This window comes from Undibacterium umbellatum, assembly GCF_014284125.1.
GTDB lineage: Bacteria > Pseudomonadota > Gammaproteobacteria > Burkholderiales > Burkholderiaceae_D > Undibacterium > Undibacterium umbellatum.
This window is the reverse complement of record NZ_JACOFX010000013.1, coordinates 103,403-127,916: the sequence shown is the minus strand read 5'-3', so window position 1 is coordinate 127,916 and position 24,514 is coordinate 103,403. Positions and strand designations below refer to the sequence as shown.

The following is a 24,514-nucleotide window of genomic DNA, read 5'->3' as shown; positions in this document are numbered from 1 at the left end:
CTCTTGGTCTTTCGCGGCTGTAGCTCAGCTGGATAGAGTACTTGGCTACGAACCAAGGGGTCGTGGGTTCGATTCCTGCCAGCCGCACCAGATTTAAAGGGACTAGATGAAAATCTAGTCCCTTTTGTCTTTTTACCTTTGGCTTTTGAGGCGGGGTGAAGACTGATGATCCGTGTTGGTTTGAAGGTGGCTTTTAGTCAGGCTTAAAAATAATCTGGGGCTTGGGGCTTTTCATTTCCACTGAGTCCAGCTATAATCTTGTTTTTCGCGGCTGTAGCTCAGCTGGATAGAGTACTTGGCTACGAACCAAGGGGTCGTGGGTTCGATTCCTGCCAGCCGCACCAGATTTAAGGGACTAGATGCAAATCTAGTCCCTTTTGTCTTTTTAGCGGCGGAATTATACTTGTTGGATCTGCAGGACTTCTCTACTGCAGATCGTTAATCATCTTTTTGCTAGCAAGTTTCAGCTCTCTAGTATCAATTCCCGTATATTCCAGCCCACAGGGGCGTCCTGGTTAAGGGCGCTGCGTTTGACTGTTTGCTTGGGGGACTCTTCTGTCATTGATGAGATCAGGCGCTGTAACTGGCTTGCGTCTGGCAAGACTGTACCCAGGAAAATGACTTGATCGCGATGCTGGATCAGGATGGTCGGAAAATTTTCTATATCCACTTCATCAACCAGATGCGCCTGGTCTTCTATGTCTATCCAGGCAAAGCATTTGTCTGGATGCTTGCTCATCAGATCATCAAAGGACGATCTGTAGAAATTGCAGGTGTCACACCAGGCGGCGCACAGACAGGCGATCAGCCAGTCTTTCTTTGCCAGGTCAGCCTTTACTGAGGAAATGTCTTCGGTATTCATTGTCGAGTTCATCATGCAATTTTAAACGAAGTGATGGTTCAGGGTGTAAGGTAAAGCAAAGAGCCAGTCGTGAAACGGTTGGAACACGGTAAAATATGGGTATGACCAGAATTTTAGCAATTGAAACTTCCACGGAAGTCGCCACTGCAGCCATATTGGCTGACGGTGGGCTCTTTGTCCGCGAACTGAGTGGCGTACAAACACATTCCCAGGGCATTTTGCCGGCGATACAGGCCTTGCTTGTGGAGGCCGGAGTGCGCCTGCAGGATTGTGATGCCATCGCTTTTGGTTGCGGGCCAGGCGCTTTTACCGGAATACGTACAGCTTGCGGCATTGTGCAGGGCCTGGCCTACGGGGCTGATTTGCCAGTCGTGCCGGTGGTAAGTTTGCTGGCCATGGCTGAAGCTGCGCGCGAAGAGGTCACTGGCAATGAGTATGTCTGCATACTCGATGCGCGCATGAATGAAGTGTATTGGGCGCAATATTGCTATGACGAAACAGGGTGGGCAGAGGTAAGTGCACCTGCTTTGGCAAGATTGGACGCGGCATTGGCTGCCATTACCCTGGAGAATCCACTATTGGTGCTGGGGAATGGCCTGGTTTTGCCTGAAGCTGTGCAGGCGAGATATCGAAGTTTGCCGTGCATGCCGCATGCAAAGCAGGTCGGCATACTCGGTCGTCTGGATTTCGCTGCTGGTCATGGTTTGCCCGCTGACCAGGCACAACCTCTGTACTTGCGTAATAAGATCGCCCTGACCACGGCTGAGCGTGAGCAAGTCAAACTTCAGGCTGGCAAAGCGGCAGGCTGATGGACCTGATTATGGAATTGAAATTAATCACACCACATTATTGTAAGCTTGGCTTTGCCGATGTTGACCGTATGCTGCGCATAGAAGAGCAGGTGTACACTCATCCTTGGTCGCGCGGCAATTTTGCTGATTCTCTTTCCAGTGGCTATGAAGCTTATGGTTTCAGGAATGTCGAACTGGATTTGTTTGCCTACTTTGTCGTTATGCCGATACTTGATGAATTGCATCTGCTTAATTTTGCTGTGGACCTGTCATACCAGGGGCAAGGTTATGCAAAATTATTAATGGGCAAGTTGTTTGCCTACACCAATGAGCAAGCCTATTCTTCGATTTTGCTGGAGGTGAGGCGCAGCAATGTGCGTGCCATTTCTGTCTATGAGGGCGCAGGATTTGCGGCCATCGGAGTGCGTAAAGGGTATTACCCGGCGCACGATAATCAGCGCGAAGATGCAATAGTGATGCGGAGGACGCGTTGATGCAGATTTTTGATGCTTATAACAGGCAAAGGGCCTTGCACGAACTAGGCTTGGGCCCCTTGTGGTTATTGCGGGATGCCGAGCCAGTGCTGCCTCATGCCACTTTAGAAATTCAAACTGAGCCCGTCGCTGTACACGCTCCAGAGCCTGCAATAACAAATCTTGCGCCGGCTGTAAGTAAAGCCTGGTCAGAGCCTGAGGTAGTGCCGCCCAAGAACCTGCCAAAAGTCCAGCCGGTAGTGCAAGCTTTTGAACGCATGCCGGAGCCAGGCGACTGGGTGCTGCCTGCAAATGAGATCGCGCAAATCGCTCAGGAACCTGCGGTTGCCAGGCTGTCATGGGATGCATTGCAGCCCATGGTGGAAAACTGTCGTCAGTGCGGTTTGTGTGAGGGAAGAAAAAAAGCCGTATTTGGCACAGGTGACAAACAGGCTAAATGGCTGTTTGTTGGTGAGGGGCCTGGCTATAACGAGAATCTGCAAGGTTTGCCTTTTGTTGGTGCAGCTGGGCAGTTGCTCGACAATATGCTCAAGTCGCTTGGTGTACCTCGCGGAGAGCAAAGCTATATCGCCAATATCGTTAAATGCCGTCCTACTGATGCACAAGGCAAGGACAGGCCACCAAGCGCAGATGAGATAGCTGCTTGCCTGCCATACTTGCACAGACAAATAGACTTGATCAAACCACAAATCATCGTGGCGCTTGGTAAAACTGCGGCAGTGTCCTTATTGGGCATGGATCTGGAAACGCCAGTAGGGCAATTGCGCGGCAAGTTGCATCAATTCAAGGGTGTGCCTGTAGTGGCGACCTACCATCCTGCCTATCTCTTGCGCAAACCAGCGGACAAGGCCAAAGCCTGGGCAGATTTGTGCCTGGCCATCAAAGCACTGCCAGCAAGTTGACGTACATGGAGAGCGCACAAATTGCATTTCATCGGCAGTGGCAGCATCTCCATAACCCGCATGTAAGGGTGCTGGCATGGATGTTGACCGCGCCGGGTTTGCTGGATGAGCATGATCCTCTCTGGCACGGTACGCTTGCAACGGCAGCTTACACAAATAGGCAGGCAGTGCCGGATTGGCTGGCTGAGCTTGATCGCGATCCTGCTCCCTTGCTCCTTCTGTTACAGCAACATCCTTCACGCCGCCTGGGTCTGTATGCAGAACGGCTCTATGGATTCTATCTGCGTGCCCATGGCTTGCTGTATGCACATGGCTTGCAGGTGCATAACAAGGGTGCCAGTACGATAGGTGAATTTGATTTTCTATTGCAGACTGCAACTGGCTTGCAACATCTGGAACTGGCGACAAAATTCTATTTGTATCATGCTGATGTAGCGACACCACCGGATTTGTATGACTATCTCGGCCCTAATCTGGCAGACAGTCTGGGTGCGAAGTTGCACAAGATCATAGACCAGCAATTGCAGTTATCCAGGCATCCATTAGCGCAACAAGTCTTGCCGCAAGCTGTGCAAAGTGCGCAGGCATTGGTCTTGGGCTGGTTGTTCTATCGTGATGAAGAAATAGTTGATACCTTCATTCCTGTGCATGGCCATCTGGCTGGTTTGGCGCAGGATCATTACCGTGGTGCGATATGGACGCAATCAGAAGTGCGAGCGCTAGACTTTGAGCATGCCTTGCTATTGGATAGGCTGGATTGGCTGGCTCCTGCACAGGTAGGCGAGGGTACAACGCAAGATAAAGATACTATCCTCAATAGCATGCAGGCTTATTTTGCCAGCGCCAATACACCGCTCATGCTGGCGCTGATGCAGGAAGATCAGCATGGTCTGGCAGTGATGCAAGAATACCGCCGGGGTATGGTGCTGCCGGATGACTGGTTTGTGCGTGCGGACGCTGTCAAGGTCAAGCGCGCACAATAAGACCTCGCGTGTGTCTCGAAAAGAGCGACTCATCGACGCCCCCCACTGTTCAATGCTTGTGTTCGCCTATCAATGCCAGTGAGTCATGTTCGCGCTGATTGGCAGCGTGCTTGCGCATGACGCCATAAATGGTGCTGGACACAAACAGGCCAAACAGCACGATAATCACCATGATGTCTATCTCTAGGGTATTCAGTAAGGTATAGATGGCCAGCATGGTCAGAACAGACAGATTCTCGTTGAAATTCTGGACGGAAATCGAATGTCCTGCGCTCATCAGCACGTGACCGCGATGCTGTAGCAGGGCATTCATAGGGACCACAAAGAATCCAGCCAAAGCGCCAACCAGGATCAGCAATGGGTAAGCAACCCAGAGCGAGTGCACAAAAATCATTGTGATGACCACCAGACCCATGGCGACACCCAGTGGCATGACATTCAGGGATTTTTTCAAGGGTACATAACGGGCTGCGGCGACTGCACCCACGGCTACACCGATAGCGACCACACCTTGCAGGATTGCAGCCTTGTCCAGCGTCATGTGCAGAGATTTTTCTGCCCATTTTAGTACGATAAATTGCAGGGTTGCCGCCGTGCCCCATAGCAGAGTAGTAACACCCAGGGTGATTTGACCCAGTTTATCTTTCCACAGGATGGTTACGCATTCTGCAAATTCAGTGACCAGTTTGATGGGGTTGCGCTGCTGATGCTTGTAGCGTGCACCTGTATCAGGGATGCGCATATTGAATAACGCTGCCGCTGCATAGCAGGCGGTGATCACGCAAAGAGCTGCTTCTGATGGTGTAGTGATATTAAAGTCGATCAAGGGGAAATCAAAGCCGATGAGTGTCTTAGACACGTCGGAGTTCACCAGTGCACCACCAAGTACCGTGCCAAAGATAATGGAGGACACGGTCAGCCCCTCTATCCAGCCATTGGCAGCAACCAGCTTTTCTGGTGGCAGCAGCTCGGTGAGGATGCCATATTTGGCAGGCGAGTAAGCAGCAGCGCCAAAGCCGACGACGGCATAGGCAAGCAGGGGATGCACATCAAAAAACATCAGGGCGCAGCCGAAAACCTTGATCATGTTTGTGATGAGCATGACCTTGCCCTTGGGAAGGGAGTCGGCAAAGGCACCAACAAACGGAGCCAGCAAGACGTAAGACAAAACAAAAAATAACTTTAAGAGGGGTGACATCCAATCTGGGGATTGCATGAATGTCAACAGTGCCATCGCGGCTATCAGTAAGGCATTGTCGGCCAGCGAAGAAAAAAACTGCGCCGCCATGATCGTGTAAAAACCGCTCTTCATGCTTTATTCATGTTCTATGTCTACCTGCTACGAAATGTCTCTGGCAGCTTTATACCATGAAAATTGTGGCGAATTAGTGAAATAAGGCAAGCTATTTGCTGAATACTGGTTAAAATATCAGTGTTTTCTGCCGGGCATATCGATGCGAGCAGAAGTTGTAAACCCTGCAAATTTCCCTGGTCTGAACATGGCAAAAGCAAAAACCAATTTTACCTGCACCGAATGTGGTGGTATTGTTAATAAATGGGCTGGGCAGTGCCCCGCTTGTGGACAGTGGAATACGCTCGTCGAAACCATCGTCGAATCAGTCGGTAATCGTTTTAGTGTCAAACCCCAGGGGCTGGCACAATCCGCCCCAGTGTTGAACCTGGCTGAAATCGAGGCGCTCGATGTACCGCGTTTTGGTACAGGCATAGATGAATTTGACCGCGTGCTTGGTGGTGGGCTGGTCGCTGGTGGCGTCGTGCTGATCGGTGGTGACCCAGGTATTGGTAAGTCGACATTGCTATTGCAGGCCTTGGCCAACCTTGCGCGTATTAAAAAAGTCTTGTACGTCAGTGGCGAAGAGTCCGGTGCACAGATTGCGCTGCGCGCCAAGCGCTTGTCGCTGGACGCCAAGGACTTGCAATTGCAGGCTGAGATACAACTGGAAAAAATCCTGAATACATTGGCCGAACATAAGCCACAGGTCGTGGTCATTGATTCTATCCAGACCATGTACTCTGACGCCCTTAGTTCAGCGCCTGGTTCAGTCGCTCAAGTGCGTGAATGCGCAGCCCAGTTGACGCGCGTTGCCAAGACTATGGATATCACCATGATCCTGGTTGGGCATGTCACCAAAGAAGGTGCCTTGGCAGGCCCACGTGTGCTGGAACATATCGTCGATACGGTCTTGTATTTTGAAGGCGATACCCATTCCAGCTTCCGTCTGGTGCGCGCTATAAAAAACCGTTTTGGTGCTGTCAATGAGCTGGGTGTATTTGCCATGACTGAAAAAGGTTTGAAAGGTGTATCCAATCCTTCCGCCTTATTCCTGTCGCAACATGACACCCAGGTGGCCGGCTCCTGTGTCATGGTCACGCAAGAGGGTACGCGGCCCTTGTTGGTAGAGATACAGGCGCTGGTCGACAGTTCGCACGCACCCAATGCGCGCCGTTTGTCGGTAGGTCTGGAGCAAAATCGCCTGGCCATGCTGCTCGCTGTGTTGCACAGGCATGCGGGTGTGGCAGCCTTTGATCAGGATGTTTTTATCAATGCTGTTGGAGGCGTCAAGATTGCCGAACCAGCGGCCGATCTGGCCGTGCTGTTGGCGATTAACTCTTCCATGCGAAATAAACCCCTGCCGCGCGGCCTGGTTGTGTTTGGTGAAGTAGGGTTGGCGGGAGAAATACGTCCAGCACCACGCGGGCAGGAACGCTTGCGCGAAGCCGCCAAGTTGGGCTTTTCCATTGCCATGATCCCGAAATCGAATGCGCCGAAACAAAAAATCGAAGGCCTGACCATCATAGGTGTGGACAGGATAGAAGAAGCTTTATCCAGAATCCGCGATGTTGATAGCGAAATTCAGGATTAGATTTTTGCTGCCTTCACGTCTTTGACAATAGCCTGGGCGGCTGTGATGCCACTGCGTACTGCACCTTCCAGTGTAGCAGGGTAATCGCCTTTGGTGTAATCGCCTGCCAGATACAGACCAGAGTAAGCTGTCTGATTATCTGGCCTGTTCAGGCCGGGCGTGCAACTGAAAGTGGCGCGCTTTTCCGAAATACATTGATGCCATACTGGCTGTGCCAGTTCCTGCATGCCAAGGCTTTGTGTCAACTGTGCAGCGATATCCATGGCCAGTTCATTTCTGTCAATTTCTGTCGCAGCTTGTGAGACGCTCACGACCACTGCCAACAGGCCAGCCTGGTCTGGCTGAAGCTGCCCACGGTCAAATACATATTGTCCCCATTTTTTTTGCGCGACATTGTCTAGCAAGGCAAGCATAGGGCTTGGCAGTCGCACGCCTGGCGCATATTGCAAATAACAGGTAGTGATGGGCTCGTAACCCATGACAGTTAATGGCGCTACCTGGTCTTTGGCTGGCAATGTAGACAGCAATCTGCCGGCATTGGCAAAATCACTGGCCAGTATGACAGCATCATAGATCTGCGCTTGTGCTTCGGCTTGCTTCAATTCTATTTGCCATTTGCCATTTTCGTTTTGCAAAAGACCTGTTGCCGTATGCGCTGGCAAAACTTGTCCGCCATGTGTACGCACGTATTCAGCCGCCTTTTCCGGAAAGATGCGGCTCAGGTCTAGCCGGGGTATCAACATGTCAGAAGCTGCGCGGTTTGCCCCCAGGCTATCACGCAAAACATTTAAAAATACCTGGGCTGAGGCACGCTCTGGCGGGGTATTCAGGGCGGCAATGCAGAGTGGTATCCACATCAAATGGCATAGCCGGGGTGTTTGATCAAAGCGTTCCAGTAATTCGATGACGCTGCAATCTTCATTCAAGCGCCAGCCCATCCAGCGTGCGGTCGAAGAAAACCTGGCGAGCGCCATTTTGTCAGCGAAGCTCAGGCCAGCGGAGGTAATCAGTGCCAGCAATAAATGTAGCGGTGCAGGCAAGCGCGGAGCGATAAATGACATGCCATCTTCCAGCGCTGGATAGACCATTTGTAGCGGCAAGTTCAACAAGGCAGTTTGCGTATCGATGCCAACCAGTCGCATCAGGCGCAAACTCTCGGTATAGGCACCCAGCAAAATATGCTGGCCATTGTCGAGTTCGCGTCCATGCACCGTAACGCCACGGGCCCGGCCACCCAGATTTCGGCTGGATTCGAGTAAAGTGACAAGCGCACCTTGTTGTGCCAGTTCGCACGCAGCGGCGCAACCTGCCCAGCCAGCGCCGATAACGGCGACAGATTTATTTTTCAGCGCATCTTTTTTAGCCACGGACGTAGGTTTTCCAGGCCAGCCAGAGTTTGCGTATGGGAGTCAACGAGATACGCTGATTCAGTACATGGAAACCATCGCGTTGTATCTCTACCAGCAGGGCACGATAGATCGCTGCCATGATCAAGCCTGTTCTTTGTGCCTTGCGGTCTTCAGGTGGCAGCAGGGCAAAGGCATCTTCATACAGTTTTTGCGCACGCTCATACTGGAATTGCATCAGAGTCTCAAATTGCGTGCTGTGGCGTGCATTCAGAATATCGGCCGCAGTGACATTAAATTGCTGTAATTCGTTCACGGGCAGGTAAATCCTGCCTTTGCGCGCATCTTCACCGACATCGCGGATGATGTTGGTCATCTGGAAGGCCAGTCCCAGTTTTTCGGCAAATTCCCGGGTTTGCGGATTGGTGATGCCAAAAATACTGGCCGACAAAATACCGACGACGCCAGCGACATGCCAGCAATACTTTTGCAGGGCGTTGAAGTCGAGATAGCGGGTCTGGTTGAGGTCCATTTCCATGCCATCGATAATCGCCTGCAGGTGAGCGCCATCAAGCTGATAATCTGCCATATGCGGCAGCAAAGCCTTCGTCACGGGATGTGTGGGCTGGTTCGCCAGCATGGCCTGGACTTCCTTGCGCCACCACCCGAGCTTGCTACGGGCCACCATATCATCCGTGCTTTCATCCACAACGTCATCGACTTCACGGCAAAATGCATACAGCGCGGTAATTGCCCGCCTTCTGGCTTGGGGCAAAAACAGGAAACTATAGTAAAAACTGGAGCCACTTTGTGCAGCTTTTTGCTGGCAATATTCGTCTGGAGACATGCGTGATTTTGTAATAAGTGGCGGCAGAGAAAGCCAAAAAAGTAGCTATGTTAACAAACTGTGGCACTGCCCACAAATATCATGCGCAGTTTTTATCAGTAAGGGACTCACCTAAAGAGATGTTTGTCGCAGTTTACATGGAGAATATGAATTTATTATTAACTGATACAGTTCAGCGACATATTCACACATAATTTTATGTAAATTAGGGTGATATTAGGGTAATTAATGAGATTTCCTGATTTTGCGAGGACCTGAAACATCGGAAAGGGATGATTTTGCCGTAACATATTAAGGACTTACGCAAAATTGTTCCAACAAGGCGTAGCGACGAAGACAGTACTTTAGTACGGCTAGGAGCTGCAACGCAGTTGGGGCGGTTTTGCGTAAGTCCTAATAGTGTAATCGAAACGAAGAACTGTCTTCTTGGTCAGGACTGAACGTATAATAGGCGGCGCGTTATACTGTGCCTCTTTAGAGCGAGCACTGCTTTTGAAAAAATTAACAATCCGGACGAATATCTTGAATAAATCGAAATTTGCAGCAATGGTAGCTGGCGCAGGCATAGTTCTCGCCGGATGCGGTGGGTATGTCTACACAACCGTGGGCGGAAAAGTAACTGGCTTGGGAAGTGGCGATACTCTTACCTTGCGTAATGAAGGTAATTATCTTCAGACATTGTATGCAGATGGCACTTTCCAATTCAATGTAGCTAGTAATGGCAATTACACCATTAGTGTTGCTCAGCAGCCAAATTCTGTTAATTGCACAGTCGCAAATGGTAGCGGCAAAATGAGTGGCGAGGCTGCTGTCAATAATATTGCTGTCACCTGTACGCCAAATGTACCTTTGGGCGGCACGGTTGCAGGCATGACTGATGGTACTTCCATGATCTTGCTCAACAATAATCTATACAAAGCTAATGTCACTGCGAATGGCAGCTTTAAGTTTACCGATTTTGTTGTGAGTGGAACGACTTACGCAATTTCGGTCGGCTTACCGCCAGTTTCACAATACTGTACGGTTGCCAACGGCACTGGTACAGCCAGTAATGCCAATTTGCCAGCAGCATTGACGTCAGTAGTCACTTGCGTGCCTGCGGTGCCGGTCAAGTTTACGGTCAATGGTTTGACTGCAGGAACAGTGTTGACCTTGGTGAATACTGTTGATGGCTATGCTGATAAATATGCAGTCAGCGCACCTGGCAATTATTTGTTTGGCTGGAGCTGGTTGACTGGTAAGCCTTTCAATGTCACCGTGGATACACAACCTACAGGCCAGACTTGTAAGGTGACTGGCGGTACGGGTGTTGTTGATGCCGCTAATCCAGCAGCGTCTGCCAATATTGTGGTCGATTGCGCCAAGACTTAACTGTAGTTAGTATAAGAAAAAAGGCTGGGCAGATATTTATCTGCCCAGCCTTTTTCATTCTCAAATAACAAGCAACTTACATTAAGTTTGCAGGCTTATAGCTCTTCGAGCTTGCCTTGCTCATTGAAGTAAAAAATTCCTTCGTGTTTGAAACCCCATTTCCCGCCTTTCAGGCGAATGAAGGGTTCAAAGCTAAAAAAGGATATTTCACCTAATTCCAGTCTGTTATCTGATTGGATGTATTGCCTGTCGTCGCGATCCGTGACGATGCTATGACCTACATTATTGCGGTAATCCAGATTCACGAAACCATTTTGCCGTATGCGCAAATTAGCCCAGTCAAACAACTGACCAAAAGTGGTTTTTGGTGTCACTGTTTCCAGCATTTGGGCGTGCAGGTGTTGTTGAAAACAAAGTCCATTGCGGAACTCAAGCGACTGCGGAGTAAGGGTGACTCTCCCATTTTCTACAGCAAATGAGCGGGCACAGTCACCCCAATATTCTTGATGGCTTGGGCTTAAATCGACGGTGATTAGGTTAGAAGTTCCGACCATTTCTTTGCCGGGTTGATAGTCGTTGCCAGAAATGGAGACGCAACTACGTGAACCAAGCAAGACCAGGGCAGGGCACTGGTGATACCAGGTATCGCGATAACCCGATTCGCAAAGCATGGCATAGGCTTTTTCTGCAATGCTTTGCTCGGTATCATGGTCGGTGATCATGCTTGCCAGGCGCGCCAGTACTGTCTTGGCAGCGTTCTGCACTTGTTTGTGCTTGGCAATTTGCAATGCTGTTGGCATGATATTGAGTGGGCTAACGTACAAAATGCAGGGTTTACTTGTTGTGATTGCTGTTGCTTGAGTCGCCATCGTTGCTGTTGTCTGCTTTGTCACTGTGGTCCTCGCTGTCACTGCTGGTAACAGCCCGCACACCTGCACGGGTGACATCGACTGCGGTTCCCACTACGGCACTGCCGACTTTGACAGTTGTTGAAACAGCAGCATCAGCTATCGCAATCACGGTGCAGCCGCTCAGTGACAATAAAGATAGTAGGAACGTGCAACGACATATACAAGTTTGCATTCAGACTCCAGAATTCATCGCAGGTCCGTTCTCTGATCAGCGTTGTGTCGGGCCTAGCTTGTTTAACGTAATTGAGAGATTGATTTTAAGTTCATTCCTGCATATCTCCTATTGCTATTGGTCGAAAACAGGAATGATTTAAAGATTCCAGCGGCTTTTTAACACTGTATGACGTTAGCAATCGTTTGCCCGGTTTTAGAGTGGTTTGTAATTACATGCGAGTAGCGCGCCAGGCAATCTTGAGCCAGTCTGTTTTCCCTAGCTTGGGTCTGTGCTGAAATACATTGCCATCGACGACCTCGATTTTTTCGAGGATGCGCAGTCCGCCCTGGACCACAAGACGCAATTCCCATCCCAGCCTGCCAGGCAGTCGGGTGGACAGGTCACTACCTGACAGCATCAGATTTCGCGCGCGCGCGACCTGAAAGCGCATCATATTGCGCCAGTCGTCATTTTGCATGCCGCTGGATATGTGTTGTTCGCTTATGCCAAAACGGTTCAAGTCATCGAGAGGCAAGTAAATTCTTTGTTTTTGCCAGTCTATGGCGACATCTTGCCAAAAGTTAATCAGTTGTAGTGCGCTGCAAATGGCATCTGAATCCTGCAAATTTTTTGCGCTGGCTTCTCCGTACAGGTGCAGCATCAGCTTGCCCACCGGATTGGCAGAGCGTGCGCAGTAATCAAGAAGGTCTGGGAAGTCAGCGTATCTGGTAGTAACAACATCCTGCTTGAATGCGGACAGTAAATCGCGAAAACACTGTATAGGCAGGTCATATTTGCTGATGATGGCAGCAAGTGCCTTGAATAGTTGTGATTCGCTGCTAGTATTTTTTTCTATGCGGTCGAGTTCATGTTCATATTCAGCTAATTGCCTAAGTCTTTGTTCCGGGTTTGCATCGCCTTCATCTGCAATATCATCTGCACTGCGGGCAAATGCATAGATAGTTTTTACTGCTGGTCTGAGCCTGGCAGGAAGCAAGAGCGAGGCAACAGGGAAATTTTCGTAATGGTCGACCGACATTTGTAGAGTTAAATTCCATGAAAAATCTTAATGACCGAAAAGTCATTGGCAAAAACAAGATGCTTAACTATAATTACTAACCGCAAAGTCAGTTATTTGATAGTAGCATGTAGTCAATATAAAAAATTAATAAAAAACTGGCTCATATTTTAGCTCTTACCCGTTTTGTTCCGGCCCGGAAAGCCTGCATAGTAAAGGAAAACTCCTGTGTTAACACCAGAAACTACCATCCATCCTCAAGCGAGGCAGTTTGCTGGAAGGCGCGCTGTTCCATTCGCCTTCATCCTTGCTTCTGCGACACTATTGCTCGCTTGTTCCAAGCCTGCTGAGAAAACTGAGGATATCCGTCCCGTCAGAACGATTACCCTGGCAAGCAGCAATGTAGATATCAATGCTGAACTGCCTGGTGAGGTACGTCCACGTGTAGAGTCGCGCCTGGGTTTTCGTGTTCCTGGCAAAATTGTCGCGCGCAAGGTAGATACAGGTAGCATGGTCAAGCGCGGTCAGGTATTGATGCAGCTTGATCCGCAAGACCTGGCGCTGGCGCAAGTCCAGGCCAAGGCAGGTTTGACCGCAGCCGAGAGCAATCGTGATTTAGCCAGGGCAGAGCTGAAACGTTATCAAGAATTGCGTTCCAAGAATTTTGTCGCTGCAGCAGTGCTGGATGGCAAAGAAGTGGCAGCCAAGGCGGCGCAATCTACTTACGAACAGGCACTGGCTGCTTATAAAAACCAGTCCAACCAGTCGTCATACACCAGTCTGGTGGCCGATGTCGATGGTGTCGTCACAGGCATTGATGCAGAGGTAGGCCAGGTGGTCGCGGCTGGCACATCAGTAGTACGGGTGGCGCAAATGGGGGCCATGGACGTTGTGGTCGGCATTCCTGAAGATAAAGTTAATTCCATTCGTCAGATGACGGATGTCAATGTGCGCTTGTGGGCCAATCCTGGTCAATCCATGCCTGGAAAATTGCGTGAATTGTCACCAATAGCCGATGCTGTGACGCGCACTTACACAGCCAAGGTGAGCATTGCTGGTGATAATAAGGATGTGCAACTCGGCATGACAGCTTATGTCAGCTTCAATGCAAAAAATCCTAATAATGCAATCAAGGTGCCTTTGACTGCCTTGTTTCAGGAAAAAAATGCGTCTTCAGTCTGGGTGGTTGAATCTGGAGTAGTCAGGCTGGTGCCTGTGCAAGTTGCCGGTTCTTATGGGGAAGAAGCTTTGCTGGCTGGAGGTGTCAAGCCCGGTCAGGTGGTAGTGACCGCTGGAGCCAACCTGCTGAAAAACGGCCAGAAAGTCACTATTCTTGGTGTTGAGGCGGCCCCGGCCAAGACTGTGGCAGCAAGCAATGCTGCCCCGGCAGCGGTCGCAGGAGCGGCCAAATGAGCGATTCTTCACGTGGGTTCAATTTATCCAGATGGGCGCTGGAGCACATCCCGCTGACGCGCTATCTGATGGTGGTACTTTTGTTGGGTGGCATACTGAGTTATAGCAAGCTGGGGCAGGATGAGGATCCACCATTTACGTTTCGTGCAATGGTCGTGCGGGCTATATGGCCAGGCGCTACGGCTCTGCAAATGGCTGATCAGGTGACTGACAAGCTGGAAAAAAAGCTACAAGAGACGCCGTACATAGATACCATACGCAGCTACTCCAAGCCAGGTGAGACTTTAATCATTCTGCAACTACGTGAGTCCACGCCGCCCAAAGATACGGCGCAATCCTGGTATCAGGTGCGCAAGAAAATCGGCGACATGCGCGGGACTTTGCCACCTGGCGTCGTAGGCCCGTTTTTCAATGATGAGTTTGGTGATACTTATGGTTCCATCTTTGCCTTGTCTGGCGATGGATTCAAGTATGAAGAAGTAAAGGAATATGCAGACTTTGTGCGTCAGCAATTCCTGCGTATTCCTTCTGTATCCAAAGTTGAGTTGTTTGGAGTGCAGGATGAGAAAATCAACATTGAGTTTTCTCAGAAAAAGTTCTCGCAACTGGGTGTTCCCTTTGAGACTATCGTCGGGCAAATCAATTCGCAGAATGGGGTTGAAGCCACGGGTGTTTTGACAACTTCCACAGATAATTTGCAAGTAAGGATTTCTGGCGCACTGATGACAGTGAAAGAGTTGGAGAATTTGCAGTTGCGCGCCAATGGTACGACTTTCCGTCTCGGCGATTTTGCAACGGTCAAGCGCGAGTATAAAAACCCTCCTCAAGACAAAATGCGCTTCAACGGCAAAGAAGTTGTCGGCCTTGGTATCTCCATGGACAAGGGTGGGAACATCATCGCTCTGGGCAAGCGTCTGCAAATCGACGTGGCTGCAATCAAGGCCAAATTGCCAGTTGGCATCACATTGGAACAAGTTACCAATCAGCCGGATGCCGTCAAGTCTTCAGTTGGAGAATTTATTCGCACCTTGATAGAGGCTGTGATTATCGTCTTGGTAGTCAGTTTTCTGGCACTGGGTTTGCATACCAAGCCTTTTCGGCTGGATATCTGGCCGGGCCTGGTCGTTGGTTTGACGATACCGTTAGTGTTGGCAATCACCTTCCTGTTCATGCGTATACTAGATATCGATTTGCACAAGATATCGCTGGGGGCATTGATTATTGCCCTAGGTTTGCTGGTTGATGACGCGATTATTGCTGTAGAAATGATGGTCAGGAAAATGGAGGAGGGGTTCTCGCGCTTTGATGCAGCGACCTTCGCCTATACTTCCACCGCAATGCCTATGCTGACCGGCACCCTGATTACGGCTGCGGGGTTCTTGCCAATTGGCCTGGCTAAATCTGCTGCCGGTGAATACACCTTCTCGATGTTCTCGGTGAATGCCCTGGCTTTGCTGATTTCATGGCTCGCGGCGGTTATTTTTACACCCTATCTGGGCTATCTGCTGCTGAAGGTCAAGCCGCATGGAGGTTCTGGGGGGAGTGAGCATGAGATTTTTGATACGCCGTTTTATACCCGCTTCCGTGCATTGGTGAACTGGTGCGTTACCTGGCGCAAAACCACGATCGTCATTACGCTTGGGGTGTTTATGCTGGGGGTGTATGGATTCAAGTTTATTGAACAACAATTCTTCCCTGATTCCAGTCGCCCTGAGTTGATGGTGGAATTGTGGTTGCCCGAGGGGTCTTCCTTTAAGGCGACAGAGGCGCAAGCCATGAAGTTTGAAGCCTTCATCCAGAAGCAGGAGGGCGTAGAAAGTGTCACCAGTTATGTCGGTACGGGTAGCCCACGTTTCTACTTGCCACTGGATCAGATTTTCCCGCAAACCAACGTTTCGCAAATCGTGGTCTTGCCTAAGGATCTGAAGGCGCGTGCAGCCTTGCGCTTGAAAATCATTGAGGCTTTCAAGACAGATTTTCCTGAAGTGCGCGGTCGTGTGAAACTTTTGCCGAACGGCCCTCCAGTTCCTTATCCAGTGCAATTCCGTGTAACAGGCCTGGAAGTAAGCAAAGTCAGGGAAATTGCTGATCGCGTCAAAGAAGTCATGCGCGCTAATCCCAATACGGTTGGTGTGAACGATAACTGGAACGAATCGGTCAAGGTGGTACGTATCGATCTGGATCAGGATAAATTGCGTGCACTCGGTATTACATCGCAATCTGTGATGCGGGCAGCAAATACTATCCTTACTGGTTCTAACGTGGGGCAGTTCCGTGATGGCAACAAGCTCATCGACATCGTGGTACGTCAGCCAGTGGATGAACGTTCTACCGTTGAAGCTTTGGGAAATGCCAATGTACCAACAGCTAGCGGCAAATATGTGCCCTTGTCGCAAGTGGCGCGTATCAACCTTGCGTGGGAGCCTGGCGTCGTCTGGCGTGAGGGGCGCGAGTGGGCGGTAACGGTGCAATCTGATGTGGTTGATGGCATACAAGGCCCAACGGTCTCGAGCCAGGTATCACCAAAGCTGGATGAAATCAGGGCCAGTCTTTTACCTGGTTATAAGATAGAGTTGGCTGGTGCTGCGGCGGACAGTGGTAAGGCGCAAGAATCGATTGCGGCGAATGTGCCATTGGTCATCTTTATCATCTTCACCTTGCTGATGTTGCAGTTGCATAGTTTCTCCAGATCGCTGCTGGTCTTTTTGACCGGACCTTTAGGGGTGGCAGGGGCAGCAATGGCCTTGTTGATACTGCAACGTCCGTTTGGTTTTGTGGCGCAGCTCGGTGTGATTGCTCTGTTCGGTATGATTATCCGTAACTCGGTGATTCTGATCGACCAAATTGAGCATGATATAGGTGAGGGGGTGCCACCATGGGAAGCGATTGTGGAATCGGCAGTGCGCCGTTTCCGTCCCATTATCCTGACGGCTGCAGCAGCTGTATTGGCAATGATACCTTTGTCGCGCTCTGTGTTCTGGGGCCCGATGGCAGTCGCCATCATGGGCGGCCTGATTATTGCAACTGCCTTGACACTGTTATTCTTGCCGGCATTGTACGCGGCCTGGTTCAGGGTTAAGAAGACCAGCGTTTAGGGCCTGCCCCTTGCTGCCACGAGTGTGTCAGCAAGGGATAAAGGTGGATTAACCTCAGTCTTGGGACGTGTATTGTCCTTGCATTTAAAAAAATAAGGCACACGCTGGTAAAATCCAGTAGAATATCGGGCTGGAGTTGTAATGCCACATACATCAGTTTTGGGCGACGCTTGAATTTCGGGTCGCCCTTTGCTTTTTATGACGGCCGTGCTCAACGTGTGGCGGCATTGCGCCGGTGAACATAAACATACATCCCGCGAGGATGGCGAAATTGGTAGACGCACCAGGTTTAGGTCCTGACGCCAGCAATGGTGTGGGGGTTCGAGTCCCCCTCCTCGCACCACAGAATTTTTACTATTTGGACGATTTTCATGGCAACTGCAGTCGAAACTTTAGATAAATTGGAACGCCGCTTGACGATTTCCTTCCCGATCGCCGATGTGCAATCAGAAGTTGAAAAGCGTTTGAAACAGCGTGCACGTACAGCAAAAGCGCCTGGTTTCCGTCCTGGTAAAGTACCTATGAAAATGGTAGCCGCTCAATACGGCTATCAAGTGGAAACAGAAGTTCTGAACGATAAAGTCGGCCAGGCTTTTGCTGCTGCTGCAAACGAAAACAAATTGCGTGTTGCTGGTTATCCAAGCATAGAACCAAAGTCTGGATCAGACGTGGTTGAAGGTAGCTTGGCATTTGATGCAACTTTTGAAGTATATCCAGAAATCACAGTCGGTGATTTGTCTGCTGCCGAAGTAGAGCAAGTCAAATCTGATGTGACTGATGCTGAAATAGACAAAACTATCGATATCCTGCGCAAACAACGCGTGCATTTCCACGTTAAAGGCGAGCAGGGTGCGCACGGCGACGGCGGTGCAGATCAATCCGCACAGAATGGCGACCGTGCTACAGTAGACTTTGTTGGCAAGATCGACGGCGTCGAATTTGCTGGCGGCAAAGCTGATGGTTTTGCATTCGTACTGGGCGAAGGCCGCATGTTGCCTGAGTTTGAAACAGCAACTATCGGTTTGAAAGTTGGCGAATCCAAGACTTTCCCATTGGCATTCCCTGAAGACTACCATGGCAAGGATGTTGCCGGTAAAACTGCAGAATTCACGATCACTTTGACAAAACTGGAATGGGCGCACATGCCTGAAGTAGATTCCGAATTTGCAAAAATGCTCGGCGTAGAAGATGGCGATCTGGTCAAGATGCGTACCGACATCAAGGAAAACCTGGAGCGTGAAGTACGTGGTCGCGTCAAAGCCAAGACTAAAGAAAGTGTCATGGACGCACTGGTCAAGGTAGTGGAATTCGACGTGCCCAAGACTTTGGTTGCACAAGATGGTGAGCGTCTGGCAGAAATGACACGTCAGGACATGGCGCAGCGCGGCATGAATGTAAAAGACGTGCCTTTCCCGGCTGATTTGTTCAATGCACAAGCTGAACGTCGCGTTCGTTTGGGTCTGATCCTGGCTGAACTGGTCAAGGCGAACAGTCTGCAAGCAACAACCGAGCAAATCAAAGCGCAAGTTGAAGATTTTGCCCAAAGCTATGAAGATCCACAGCAAGTCGTTAAGTATTATTTTAGCGACCGCAATCGTCTTGCTGAAGTTGAAGCCCTTGTATTAGAAGAAAACGTCGTTACCTATGTGCTGGGTAAAGCGAAGGTAACAGACAAAGTTCTGCCTTTCGACGAATTGATGGGTAACAACGCACAAGCGTAACAAATAAAGGAAAACACATGACAGGCATCATCCGTAATTCGGCACTGGACACAAACATGCTGGGCATGGTGCCTATGGTGATTGAGCAAAGCGGCAGAGGTGAGCGTGCATACGACATCTATTCCCGCTTGCTCAAGGAGCGTGTGATTTTCCTGGTTGGTCCGGTCAATGACCAGGCTGCCAACCTCATCGTCGCACAGTTGCTGTTTTTGGAAAGTGAAAATCCTGATAAGGATATTTCACTCTACATCAACTCTCCAGGCGGTTCGGTGTCTGCTGGTATGGCAATCTACGATACCATGCAGTTTATTAAGCCTGATGTGTCAACTTTGTGTACTGGCCTGGCGGCATCCATGGGTGCCTTCTTGCTGGCTGCCGGTGCCAAGGGCAAGCGTTTCTCTTTGCCAAATTCCCGTATCATGATTCATCAACCTCTGGGCGGCGCTCAAGGACAGGCATCTGATATTGAAATTCAGGCACGTGAAATTTTGTATTTGCGCGAACGTTTGAATGGTATCCTGGCTGAAAAAACTGGTCGTAGCTTGGAGCAAATTGCCAAGGACACAGATCGTGATAATTTCATGTCGGCGGACGCTGCTGCAGAGTATGGTCTGATCGATAAGGTACTGGCGCATCGCGCTTGAGTTGCTCACTTACGTAGCTTATCAAAACAAGAACGCCTGTTCCGTAACGGTCCGGGCGTTTTTTCATTCTGTTCTATAATGTCTCATTGCTCCCCATAGTTGCATATTGATGTCATGACGAAAGCCGTTTTTGCAGGTAATATGCAAGACCAAGAAGCTGAGGAAATTTGTGGTTGGTTTGCGCGGGCAAGGCCTGTGTAAAGTTTTGTCAAGCTGCAGCTTAATCATCAGTTTTATAGATTAATTTTGTTTATTTCATATACGTATCATGCCCGATAAAAAATCCTCCAGCGGAGAAAAGTTGCTCTATTGCTCGTTTTGCGGCAAGAGTCAGCATGAGGTTAAAAAATTAATAGCAGGGCCATCCGTATTCATTTGCGACGAGTGTATTGACTTGTGCAATGACATCATTCGTGACGAAGTGTCTGAGATTGATAATATTGCCAGCGCGAAAACTGAATTGCCTACGCCGCAAGAAATCACTGACTTGCTGGACCAGTATGTGATTGGTCAGTTGGGTGCCAAACGTATCCTTGCAGTCGCGGTGTACAACCATTACAAGCGTCTCAAGCATTTGGGCAAAAAAGACGATGTTGAATTGGCAAAGAGTAATATCTTGCTGGTAGGTCCGACTGGTTCCGGCAAAACCTTGCTGGCGCAGACCCTGGCGCGCATGCTGAATGTACCTTTTGTCATTGCCGATGCGACTACCCTGACCGAAGCGGGCTATGTTGGTGAAGACGTCGAGAATATCATTCAAAAATTGCTGCAAAATTGCAACTATGAAGTCGAGCGTGCGCAAAAGGGCATTGTTTATATTGATGAAATTGATAAGATTTCCCGTAAATCAGACAACCCATCAATTACCCGTGACGTTTCCGGTGAAGGTGTGCAACAAGCTTTGCTGAAGCTGGTTGAAGGTACGATGGCATCCGTGCCACCTCAAGGTGGTCGAAAGCATCCGAATCAGGATTTCATCCAGATTGATACGACAAACATCATGTTCATCTGTGGTGGTGCATTTGATGGCCTGGCCAAGATCATTTCTGACCGTTCTGAGCGCAGTGGCATAGGGTTTTCAGCCAGCGTCAAGAGCCAGGCGGAAAAGAGCGCCAGCGAGGTCATGCAAGATGCTGAGCCGCAAGATCTGATCAAGTTTGGTCTCATTCCTGAACTGGTAGGCCGTTTGCCTGTGATTGCCACTTTGAATGAATTGGACGAAGCTGCCCTGATCCAAATCCTGGTAGAACCAAAAAATGCCCTGATCAAGCAGTACGCAAAATTGCTGGAGATGGAAGGTACCGAACTGGAAATCCGCCCGGCGGCTTTGCAGGCGATTGCCAAAAAGGCTATTATGCGTAAAACTGGTGCTCGTGGTTTGCGTTCCATCCTTGAGCATGCTTTGCTGGATGTCATGTATGACTTGCCTAGCCACCAGAATGTGGAGAAGGTTGTCATTGATGAAAGCACGATCACCAATGGTGCAAAACCCTTGCTGATTTACCATGAGCAACCAAAAGTGGCTGGAGCCTGATAGCATTGTTTGCCATGAAGTAAGAAAAATGGGGAGTTAACTCCCCATTTTTTATTTATTTGCCTTGTTTTAAATTGTTTCGAAGTACAATGATTTAACAAAACGATTCTGGCTTCAATCGTAAAGCTACCCGGGGAAGCTCTCTGAGTGGCTTTTTTTATTGTTTTTTTCCAGAATGGGCTTGTGTTTCCGCCCAGTGCGCCAACATTGTTAACCAGTATTTATGAAAGGTGCGCCATGACGACTACTCTGATTACCGAACAAACCCAATTGCCGTTATTGCCACTGCGTGATGTTGTTGTATTCCCGCACATGGTAATCCCCTTGTTTGTGGGACGCCCCAAATCCATTAAAGCGCTTGAAGCCGCCATGGATCAGGGCAAGAGCATCATGCTTGCTGCCCAAAAAGCGGCTGCCAAGGATGAGCCTTCTGCCGACGATATTTATGAAATTGGCTGTATTGCCAATATCTTGCAAATGCTGAAATTGCCCGACGGCACCGTCAAGGTGCTGGTTGAAGGTGCGCAACGTGCACGTATCAGCAAGATTCATGATTCTGAATCGCATTTCTTTGCTGATCTGACACCTATCGCCGTTGACGAAGGTGATGAGTCAGAAGTGGAGGCGATGCGTCGCGCCATCGTTCAGCAATTTGATCAGTACGTCAAACTGAACAAAAAGATTCCACCAGAAATTCTTGCCTCTCTGTCTGGTATTGATGATGCTGGCCGCCTGGCCGATACCATCGCCGCGCACCTGCCTTTGAAGCTGGAGCAGAAACAAGTCATTCTGGAAATCTTCAGTGTGGCAAAACGTCTTGAGCATTTGCTGGGCCAGCTCGAAGGCGAGCTTGACATCTTGCAAGTCGAAAAACGTATCCGTGGTCGCGTCAAGCGCCAGATGGAGAAATCCCAACGCGAGTATTACCTGAACGAGCAAGTCAAGGCGATACAGAAAGAGCTGGGCGAGGGTGAAGAAGGCGCCGATATTGACGAGCTGGAGAAAAAAATCCTGGCTGCCAAAATGCCTAAAGAAGCCCGCGACAAAGCACAGAACGAGTTGAAAAAACTCAAGATGATGTCACCGATGTCGGCAGAAGCTACTGTCGTGCGTAATTACATCGACACCATCGTCAATTTGCCATGGAAGAAAAAATCCAAGGTCAATAATGATTTGACGAATGCTGAAAAAGTGTTGGAGGACGAACACTTTGGCCTTGATAAAGTCAAGGAACGCATTCTGGAATATCTTGCAGTACAACAGCGCGTCGACAAGCTGAAAGCGCCTATTCTGTGTCTCGTGGGTCCTCCTGGTGTTGGTAAAACCTCGCTGGGGCAATCCATTGCCCGTGCAACGAACCGCAAGTTCGTGCGTATGGCCTTGGGCGGGGTACGTGATGAAGCAGAAATTCGCGGTCATCGCCGTACCTACATAGGTTCGATGCCTGGCAAGATCTTGCAAAGCCTGTCCAAGGTTGGCGTGCGTAATCCTTTGTTCTTGCTGGATGAAGTGGACAAGATGGGCGCTGACTTCCGTGGCGATCCTTCGTCAGCCCTGCTAGAGGTATTGGACCCTGAGCAAAATCACACTTTCTCGGATCACTATATCGAAGTTGACTTCGATTTGTCTGATGTGATGTTTGTAGCGACCTCCAATTCCTACAATATCCCGCCAGCTTTGCTCGACAGGATGGAAGTCATTCGTCTGTCGGGTTATACCGAGGATGAAAAAACTAGCATTGCGCAACGTTATCTGTTACCTAAGCAAATCAAGAACAATGGTTTGAAAGAAGGCGAAATCACCGTGGCAGAAAGTGCCTTGCGTGACATCATTCGCTATTACACACGCGAAGCAGGCGTGCGCTCGCTGGAAAGGGAGATCTCCAAGATTTGCCGCAAGGTCGTGAAAATGCTCTTGCTGAAAAAGACCGAGAAAAAAGCCACGGTCAATTCCAAGAACCTGGATAAGTACCTGGGTGTGCGTCGTTATGACTTTGGCGTTGCCGTCAAGGATAACCAGGTTGGCCAGGTCGTTGGCTTGGCCTGGACTGAAGTGGGCGGTGATTTACTCACTATAGAAGCTGTCGCCATGCCAGGTAAAGGTGGTGTCATCCGTACTGGTACTCTGGGTGATGTCATGAAAGAGTCGATCGAAGCAGCCCGCACTGTAGTACGCAGCCGCGCCAAGCGTCTGGGTATCAAGGCAGATGTATTCGAAAAGAGTGACATTCATATCCACGTACCTGAAGGTGCAACACCAAAAGATGGTCCATCTGCCGGTATCGCCATGACCACGGCGCTCGTATCCGTGTTCACTGGCATCCCGGTCCGCGCAGATGTTGCCATGACTGGTGAGATCACATTGCGCGGCGAAGTCTTGCCTATCGGTGGCTTGAAAGAGAAATTGCTGGCGGCTCATCGCGGCGGTATCAAGACTGTGCTGATACCTGAGGAAAATGCCAAGGATCTGACTGAGATTCCTGATAATGTCAAAAACAAGCTGGAAATCATCCCGGTAAGATGGATAGACAAAGTCCTCGAAATTGCACTGGAATCCCAGCCCGTTCCTTTGGTTGACGAACCAGTAGCCGTGGTGGCGTCTACACCGGCAGCTGCTCCAACAGAAGCAACAGCTGATACTACTGTGGTCAAGCACTAAGTAATGTATGTTTCTGAAATGAAAAACGTCCGGATATCCGGACGTTTTTTTATGTCAACCGCTAACGAAAGTTTGGTGGCAAGCTGGTGTCAATAAGTTTGTGATTCTGCCTTTGCATGAAATACTTGAGAGGGCAAAAATCATGCACAGGTTAATCTCAAACCCAGTTGCGCATGAGGCCAACCGCCAGCCCTTCCAGCGCGAAATCTTCTTCCGTGTCACTGATTTTAATGACAGGATAATCGGGGTTTTCCGGTATTAGTTCTATCAGGTTACCAGTCTTCTTATAGCGTTTCACTGTCACATCATTACCCAGGCGTGCAACGACGATCTGGCCATTGCGGGCACTGTCGGCTTTTTTTACTGCCAGCAAGTCGCCATCAAATATGCCGGCATCGCGCATAGACATGCCGCGTACCTTGAGTAAAAAGTCAGGTTTGGCAGAGAACAGGGAAGGGTCAACATGGTAAGTGGATTCAATATGCTCGCTGGCGAGGATGGGCGAACCAGCAGCGACGCGGCCCACCAGTGGCAGGCTGAGTTGCATCAAGGTAGAGTGAAGTGGGGGCGGTTGTTTGCCGGTGATATGGCTGGACAGCTTCGATTCCAGCAGCCGAATGCCGCGTGAGGTACCTGCCGCAATTTCTATAACCCCTTTGCGTGCCAGTGCTTGCAAGTGTTCTTCTGCAGCATTGGTTGAGCGAAACCCCAATTCTGTTGCAATCTCAGCGCGTGTAGGGGGAAAGCCTGTGTTTTGAATGGCATCTTTGATCAGGTTAAGAATTTGTTCCTGGCGGGCGGTGAGTTTAAGCATGGTGTTTTCTAGTGTGAAGGTGCTGTATATACAAGCAGTCTGTATTTTTATACAGTAGAGCTGAATATGCA

General features: G+C 49.7%; 20 protein-coding genes and 3 tRNA genes. 15 read left to right on the top strand and 8 right to left on the bottom strand.

Translation table 11 applies throughout. The features are described 5' to 3' along the window. Positions 1-13 precede the first annotated feature (13 nt). Both H8L47_RS20850 and H8L47_RS20845 read left to right on the top strand, forming a co-directional pair. A tRNA-Arg gene (locus H8L47_RS20850) sits at positions 14-90 on the top strand. Between the two features lie 177 nt (positions 91-267). Beyond that, positions 268-344, top strand: a tRNA-Arg gene (locus tag H8L47_RS20845). A 119-nt stretch (positions 345-463) separates the two neighbouring features. On the opposite strand, the gene H8L47_RS20840 is transcribed toward H8L47_RS20845, so the two are convergent. Further along, the gene (locus H8L47_RS20840) at positions 464-877 is read right to left on the bottom strand and encodes a thioredoxin family protein (RefSeq protein WP_186955517.1); all 414 of its coding nucleotides are present in this window, start codon (positions 875-877) and stop codon (positions 464-466) included. Between the two features lie 86 nt (positions 878-963). On the opposite strand from H8L47_RS20840, the gene tsaB reads away from it, so the two are divergent. The 4 genes from tsaB to H8L47_RS20820 are packed head-to-tail and all read left to right on the top strand — an operon-like array spanning position 964 to position 4,032. Next, positions 964-1,671, top strand: a complete 708-nt coding sequence (gene tsaB / locus H8L47_RS20835; RefSeq protein ID WP_186955516.1) for a tRNA (adenosine(37)-N6)-threonylcarbamoyltransferase complex dimerization subunit type 1 TsaB — start codon at positions 964-966, stop codon at positions 1,669-1,671. Positions 1,672-1,682: 11 nt separating this feature from the next. Next, a complete protein-coding gene (rimI, locus tag H8L47_RS20830) occupies positions 1,683-2,147 on the top strand; it encodes a ribosomal protein S18-alanine N-acetyltransferase (protein WP_186955515.1) in 465 nt (154 codons plus the stop codon). Further along, the gene (locus tag H8L47_RS20825) at positions 2,147-3,049 is read left to right on the top strand and encodes a uracil-DNA glycosylase (RefSeq protein WP_186955514.1); all 903 of its coding nucleotides are present in this window, start codon (positions 2,147-2,149) and stop codon (positions 3,047-3,049) included. Before rimI ends, H8L47_RS20825 begins: the two co-directional genes overlap by 1 nt. Continuing rightward, complete coding sequence (locus H8L47_RS20820) at positions 3,016-4,032, top strand: DUF1853 family protein (protein ID WP_186955513.1); 1,017 nt, start codon at positions 3,016-3,018, stop codon at positions 4,030-4,032. Before H8L47_RS20825 ends, H8L47_RS20820 begins: the two co-directional genes overlap by 34 nt. 49 nt (positions 4,033-4,081) lie before the next feature. Here the strand turns inward: H8L47_RS20820 and lplT are convergent, their stop codons facing one another. Beyond that, positions 4,082-5,344 carry a lysophospholipid transporter LplT gene (gene lplT / locus H8L47_RS20815; protein ID WP_186955512.1) on the bottom strand — a complete coding sequence of 421 codons (1,263 nt, stop codon included), beginning with the start codon at positions 5,342-5,344 and terminating at the stop codon, positions 4,082-4,084. A 187-nt stretch (positions 5,345-5,531) separates the two neighbouring features. Between lplT and radA the strand changes: the two genes are divergently transcribed. Beyond that, the gene (gene radA / locus H8L47_RS20810; protein ID WP_186955511.1) at positions 5,532-6,917 is read left to right on the top strand and encodes a DNA repair protein RadA; all 1,386 of its coding nucleotides are present in this window, start codon (positions 5,532-5,534) and stop codon (positions 6,915-6,917) included. Here the strand turns inward: radA and hpnE are convergent. Continuing rightward, positions 6,914-8,284 carry a hydroxysqualene dehydroxylase HpnE gene (gene hpnE / locus H8L47_RS20805; RefSeq protein ID WP_186955510.1) on the bottom strand — a complete coding sequence of 457 codons (1,371 nt, stop codon included), beginning with the start codon at positions 8,282-8,284 and terminating at the stop codon, positions 6,914-6,916. The two genes, radA and hpnE, sit on opposite strands and share 4 nt — an antisense overlap. Then, a complete protein-coding gene (gene hpnD, locus H8L47_RS20800) occupies positions 8,277-9,110 on the bottom strand; it encodes a presqualene diphosphate synthase HpnD (RefSeq protein ID WP_186955509.1) in 834 nt (277 codons plus the stop codon). The genes hpnE and hpnD overlap by 8 nt, the downstream gene beginning before the upstream one ends. A 522-nt stretch (positions 9,111-9,632) precedes the next feature. On the opposite strand from hpnD, the gene H8L47_RS20795 reads away from it, so the two are divergent. Continuing rightward, positions 9,633-10,481, top strand: a complete 849-nt coding sequence (locus H8L47_RS20795) for a hypothetical protein (RefSeq protein WP_186955508.1) — start codon at positions 9,633-9,635, stop codon at positions 10,479-10,481. Positions 10,482-10,576: 95 nt separating this feature from the next. Here the strand turns inward: H8L47_RS20795 and H8L47_RS20790 are convergent, their stop codons facing one another. The 3 genes from H8L47_RS20790 to hpnC form a co-directional block, all read right to left on the bottom strand. Further along, positions 10,577-11,281 carry a M24 family metallopeptidase gene (locus H8L47_RS20790; protein WP_222616623.1) on the bottom strand — a complete coding sequence of 235 codons (705 nt, stop codon included), beginning with the start codon at positions 11,279-11,281 and terminating at the stop codon, positions 10,577-10,579. Between the two features lie 34 nt (positions 11,282-11,315). Further along, entirely contained in the window at positions 11,316-11,501 is a 186-nt protein-coding gene (locus H8L47_RS20785; protein WP_186955572.1) for a hypothetical protein, read from the bottom strand. 274 nt (positions 11,502-11,775) lie between these two features. Beyond that, complete coding sequence (hpnC, locus tag H8L47_RS20780) at positions 11,776-12,585, bottom strand: squalene synthase HpnC (RefSeq protein WP_186955507.1); 810 nt, start codon at positions 12,583-12,585, stop codon at positions 11,776-11,778. Between the two features lie 207 nt (positions 12,586-12,792). Between hpnC and H8L47_RS20775 the strand changes: the two genes are divergently transcribed. The 7 genes from H8L47_RS20775 (at position 12,793) to lon (ending at position 23,629) form a co-directional block, all read left to right on the top strand. Beyond that, a complete protein-coding gene (locus tag H8L47_RS20775; RefSeq protein WP_329605476.1) occupies positions 12,793-13,977 on the top strand; it encodes an efflux RND transporter periplasmic adaptor subunit in 1,185 nt (394 codons plus the stop codon). After that, on the top strand, positions 13,974-17,072 hold the full coding sequence (locus H8L47_RS20770) for an efflux RND transporter permease subunit (protein ID WP_186955506.1): 3,099 nt from the start codon (positions 13,974-13,976) through the stop codon (positions 17,070-17,072). Before H8L47_RS20775 ends, H8L47_RS20770 begins: the two co-directional genes overlap by 4 nt. A 256-nt stretch (positions 17,073-17,328) precedes the next feature. Further along, positions 17,329-17,415 (top strand) — tRNA-Leu (locus H8L47_RS20765). A 28-nt stretch (positions 17,416-17,443) separates the two neighbouring features. Then, positions 17,444-18,793, top strand: a complete 1,350-nt coding sequence (tig, locus tag H8L47_RS20760) for a trigger factor (RefSeq protein ID WP_186955505.1) — start codon at positions 17,444-17,446, stop codon at positions 18,791-18,793. 17 nt (positions 18,794-18,810) lie between these two features. Next, positions 18,811-19,437, top strand: a complete 627-nt coding sequence (gene clpP, locus H8L47_RS20755; RefSeq protein WP_305258513.1) for an ATP-dependent Clp endopeptidase proteolytic subunit ClpP — start codon at positions 18,811-18,813, stop codon at positions 19,435-19,437. Between the two features lie 268 nt (positions 19,438-19,705). Then, complete coding sequence (clpX, locus tag H8L47_RS20750; RefSeq protein WP_186955504.1) at positions 19,706-20,971, top strand: ATP-dependent Clp protease ATP-binding subunit ClpX; 1,266 nt, start codon at positions 19,706-19,708, stop codon at positions 20,969-20,971. A gap of 237 nt (positions 20,972-21,208) precedes the next feature. After that, positions 21,209-23,629: an endopeptidase La gene (gene lon, locus H8L47_RS20745; protein WP_186955503.1), complete on the top strand. Its 2,421-nt coding sequence runs from the start codon at positions 21,209-21,211 to the stop codon at positions 23,627-23,629. 157 nt (positions 23,630-23,786) lie between these two features. Here the strand turns inward: lon and lexA are convergent, their stop codons facing one another. Next, positions 23,787-24,443, bottom strand: a complete 657-nt coding sequence (gene lexA / locus H8L47_RS20740) for a transcriptional repressor LexA (RefSeq protein WP_186955502.1) — start codon at positions 24,441-24,443, stop codon at positions 23,787-23,789. Between the last annotated feature and the right edge of the window lie 71 nt (positions 24,444-24,514).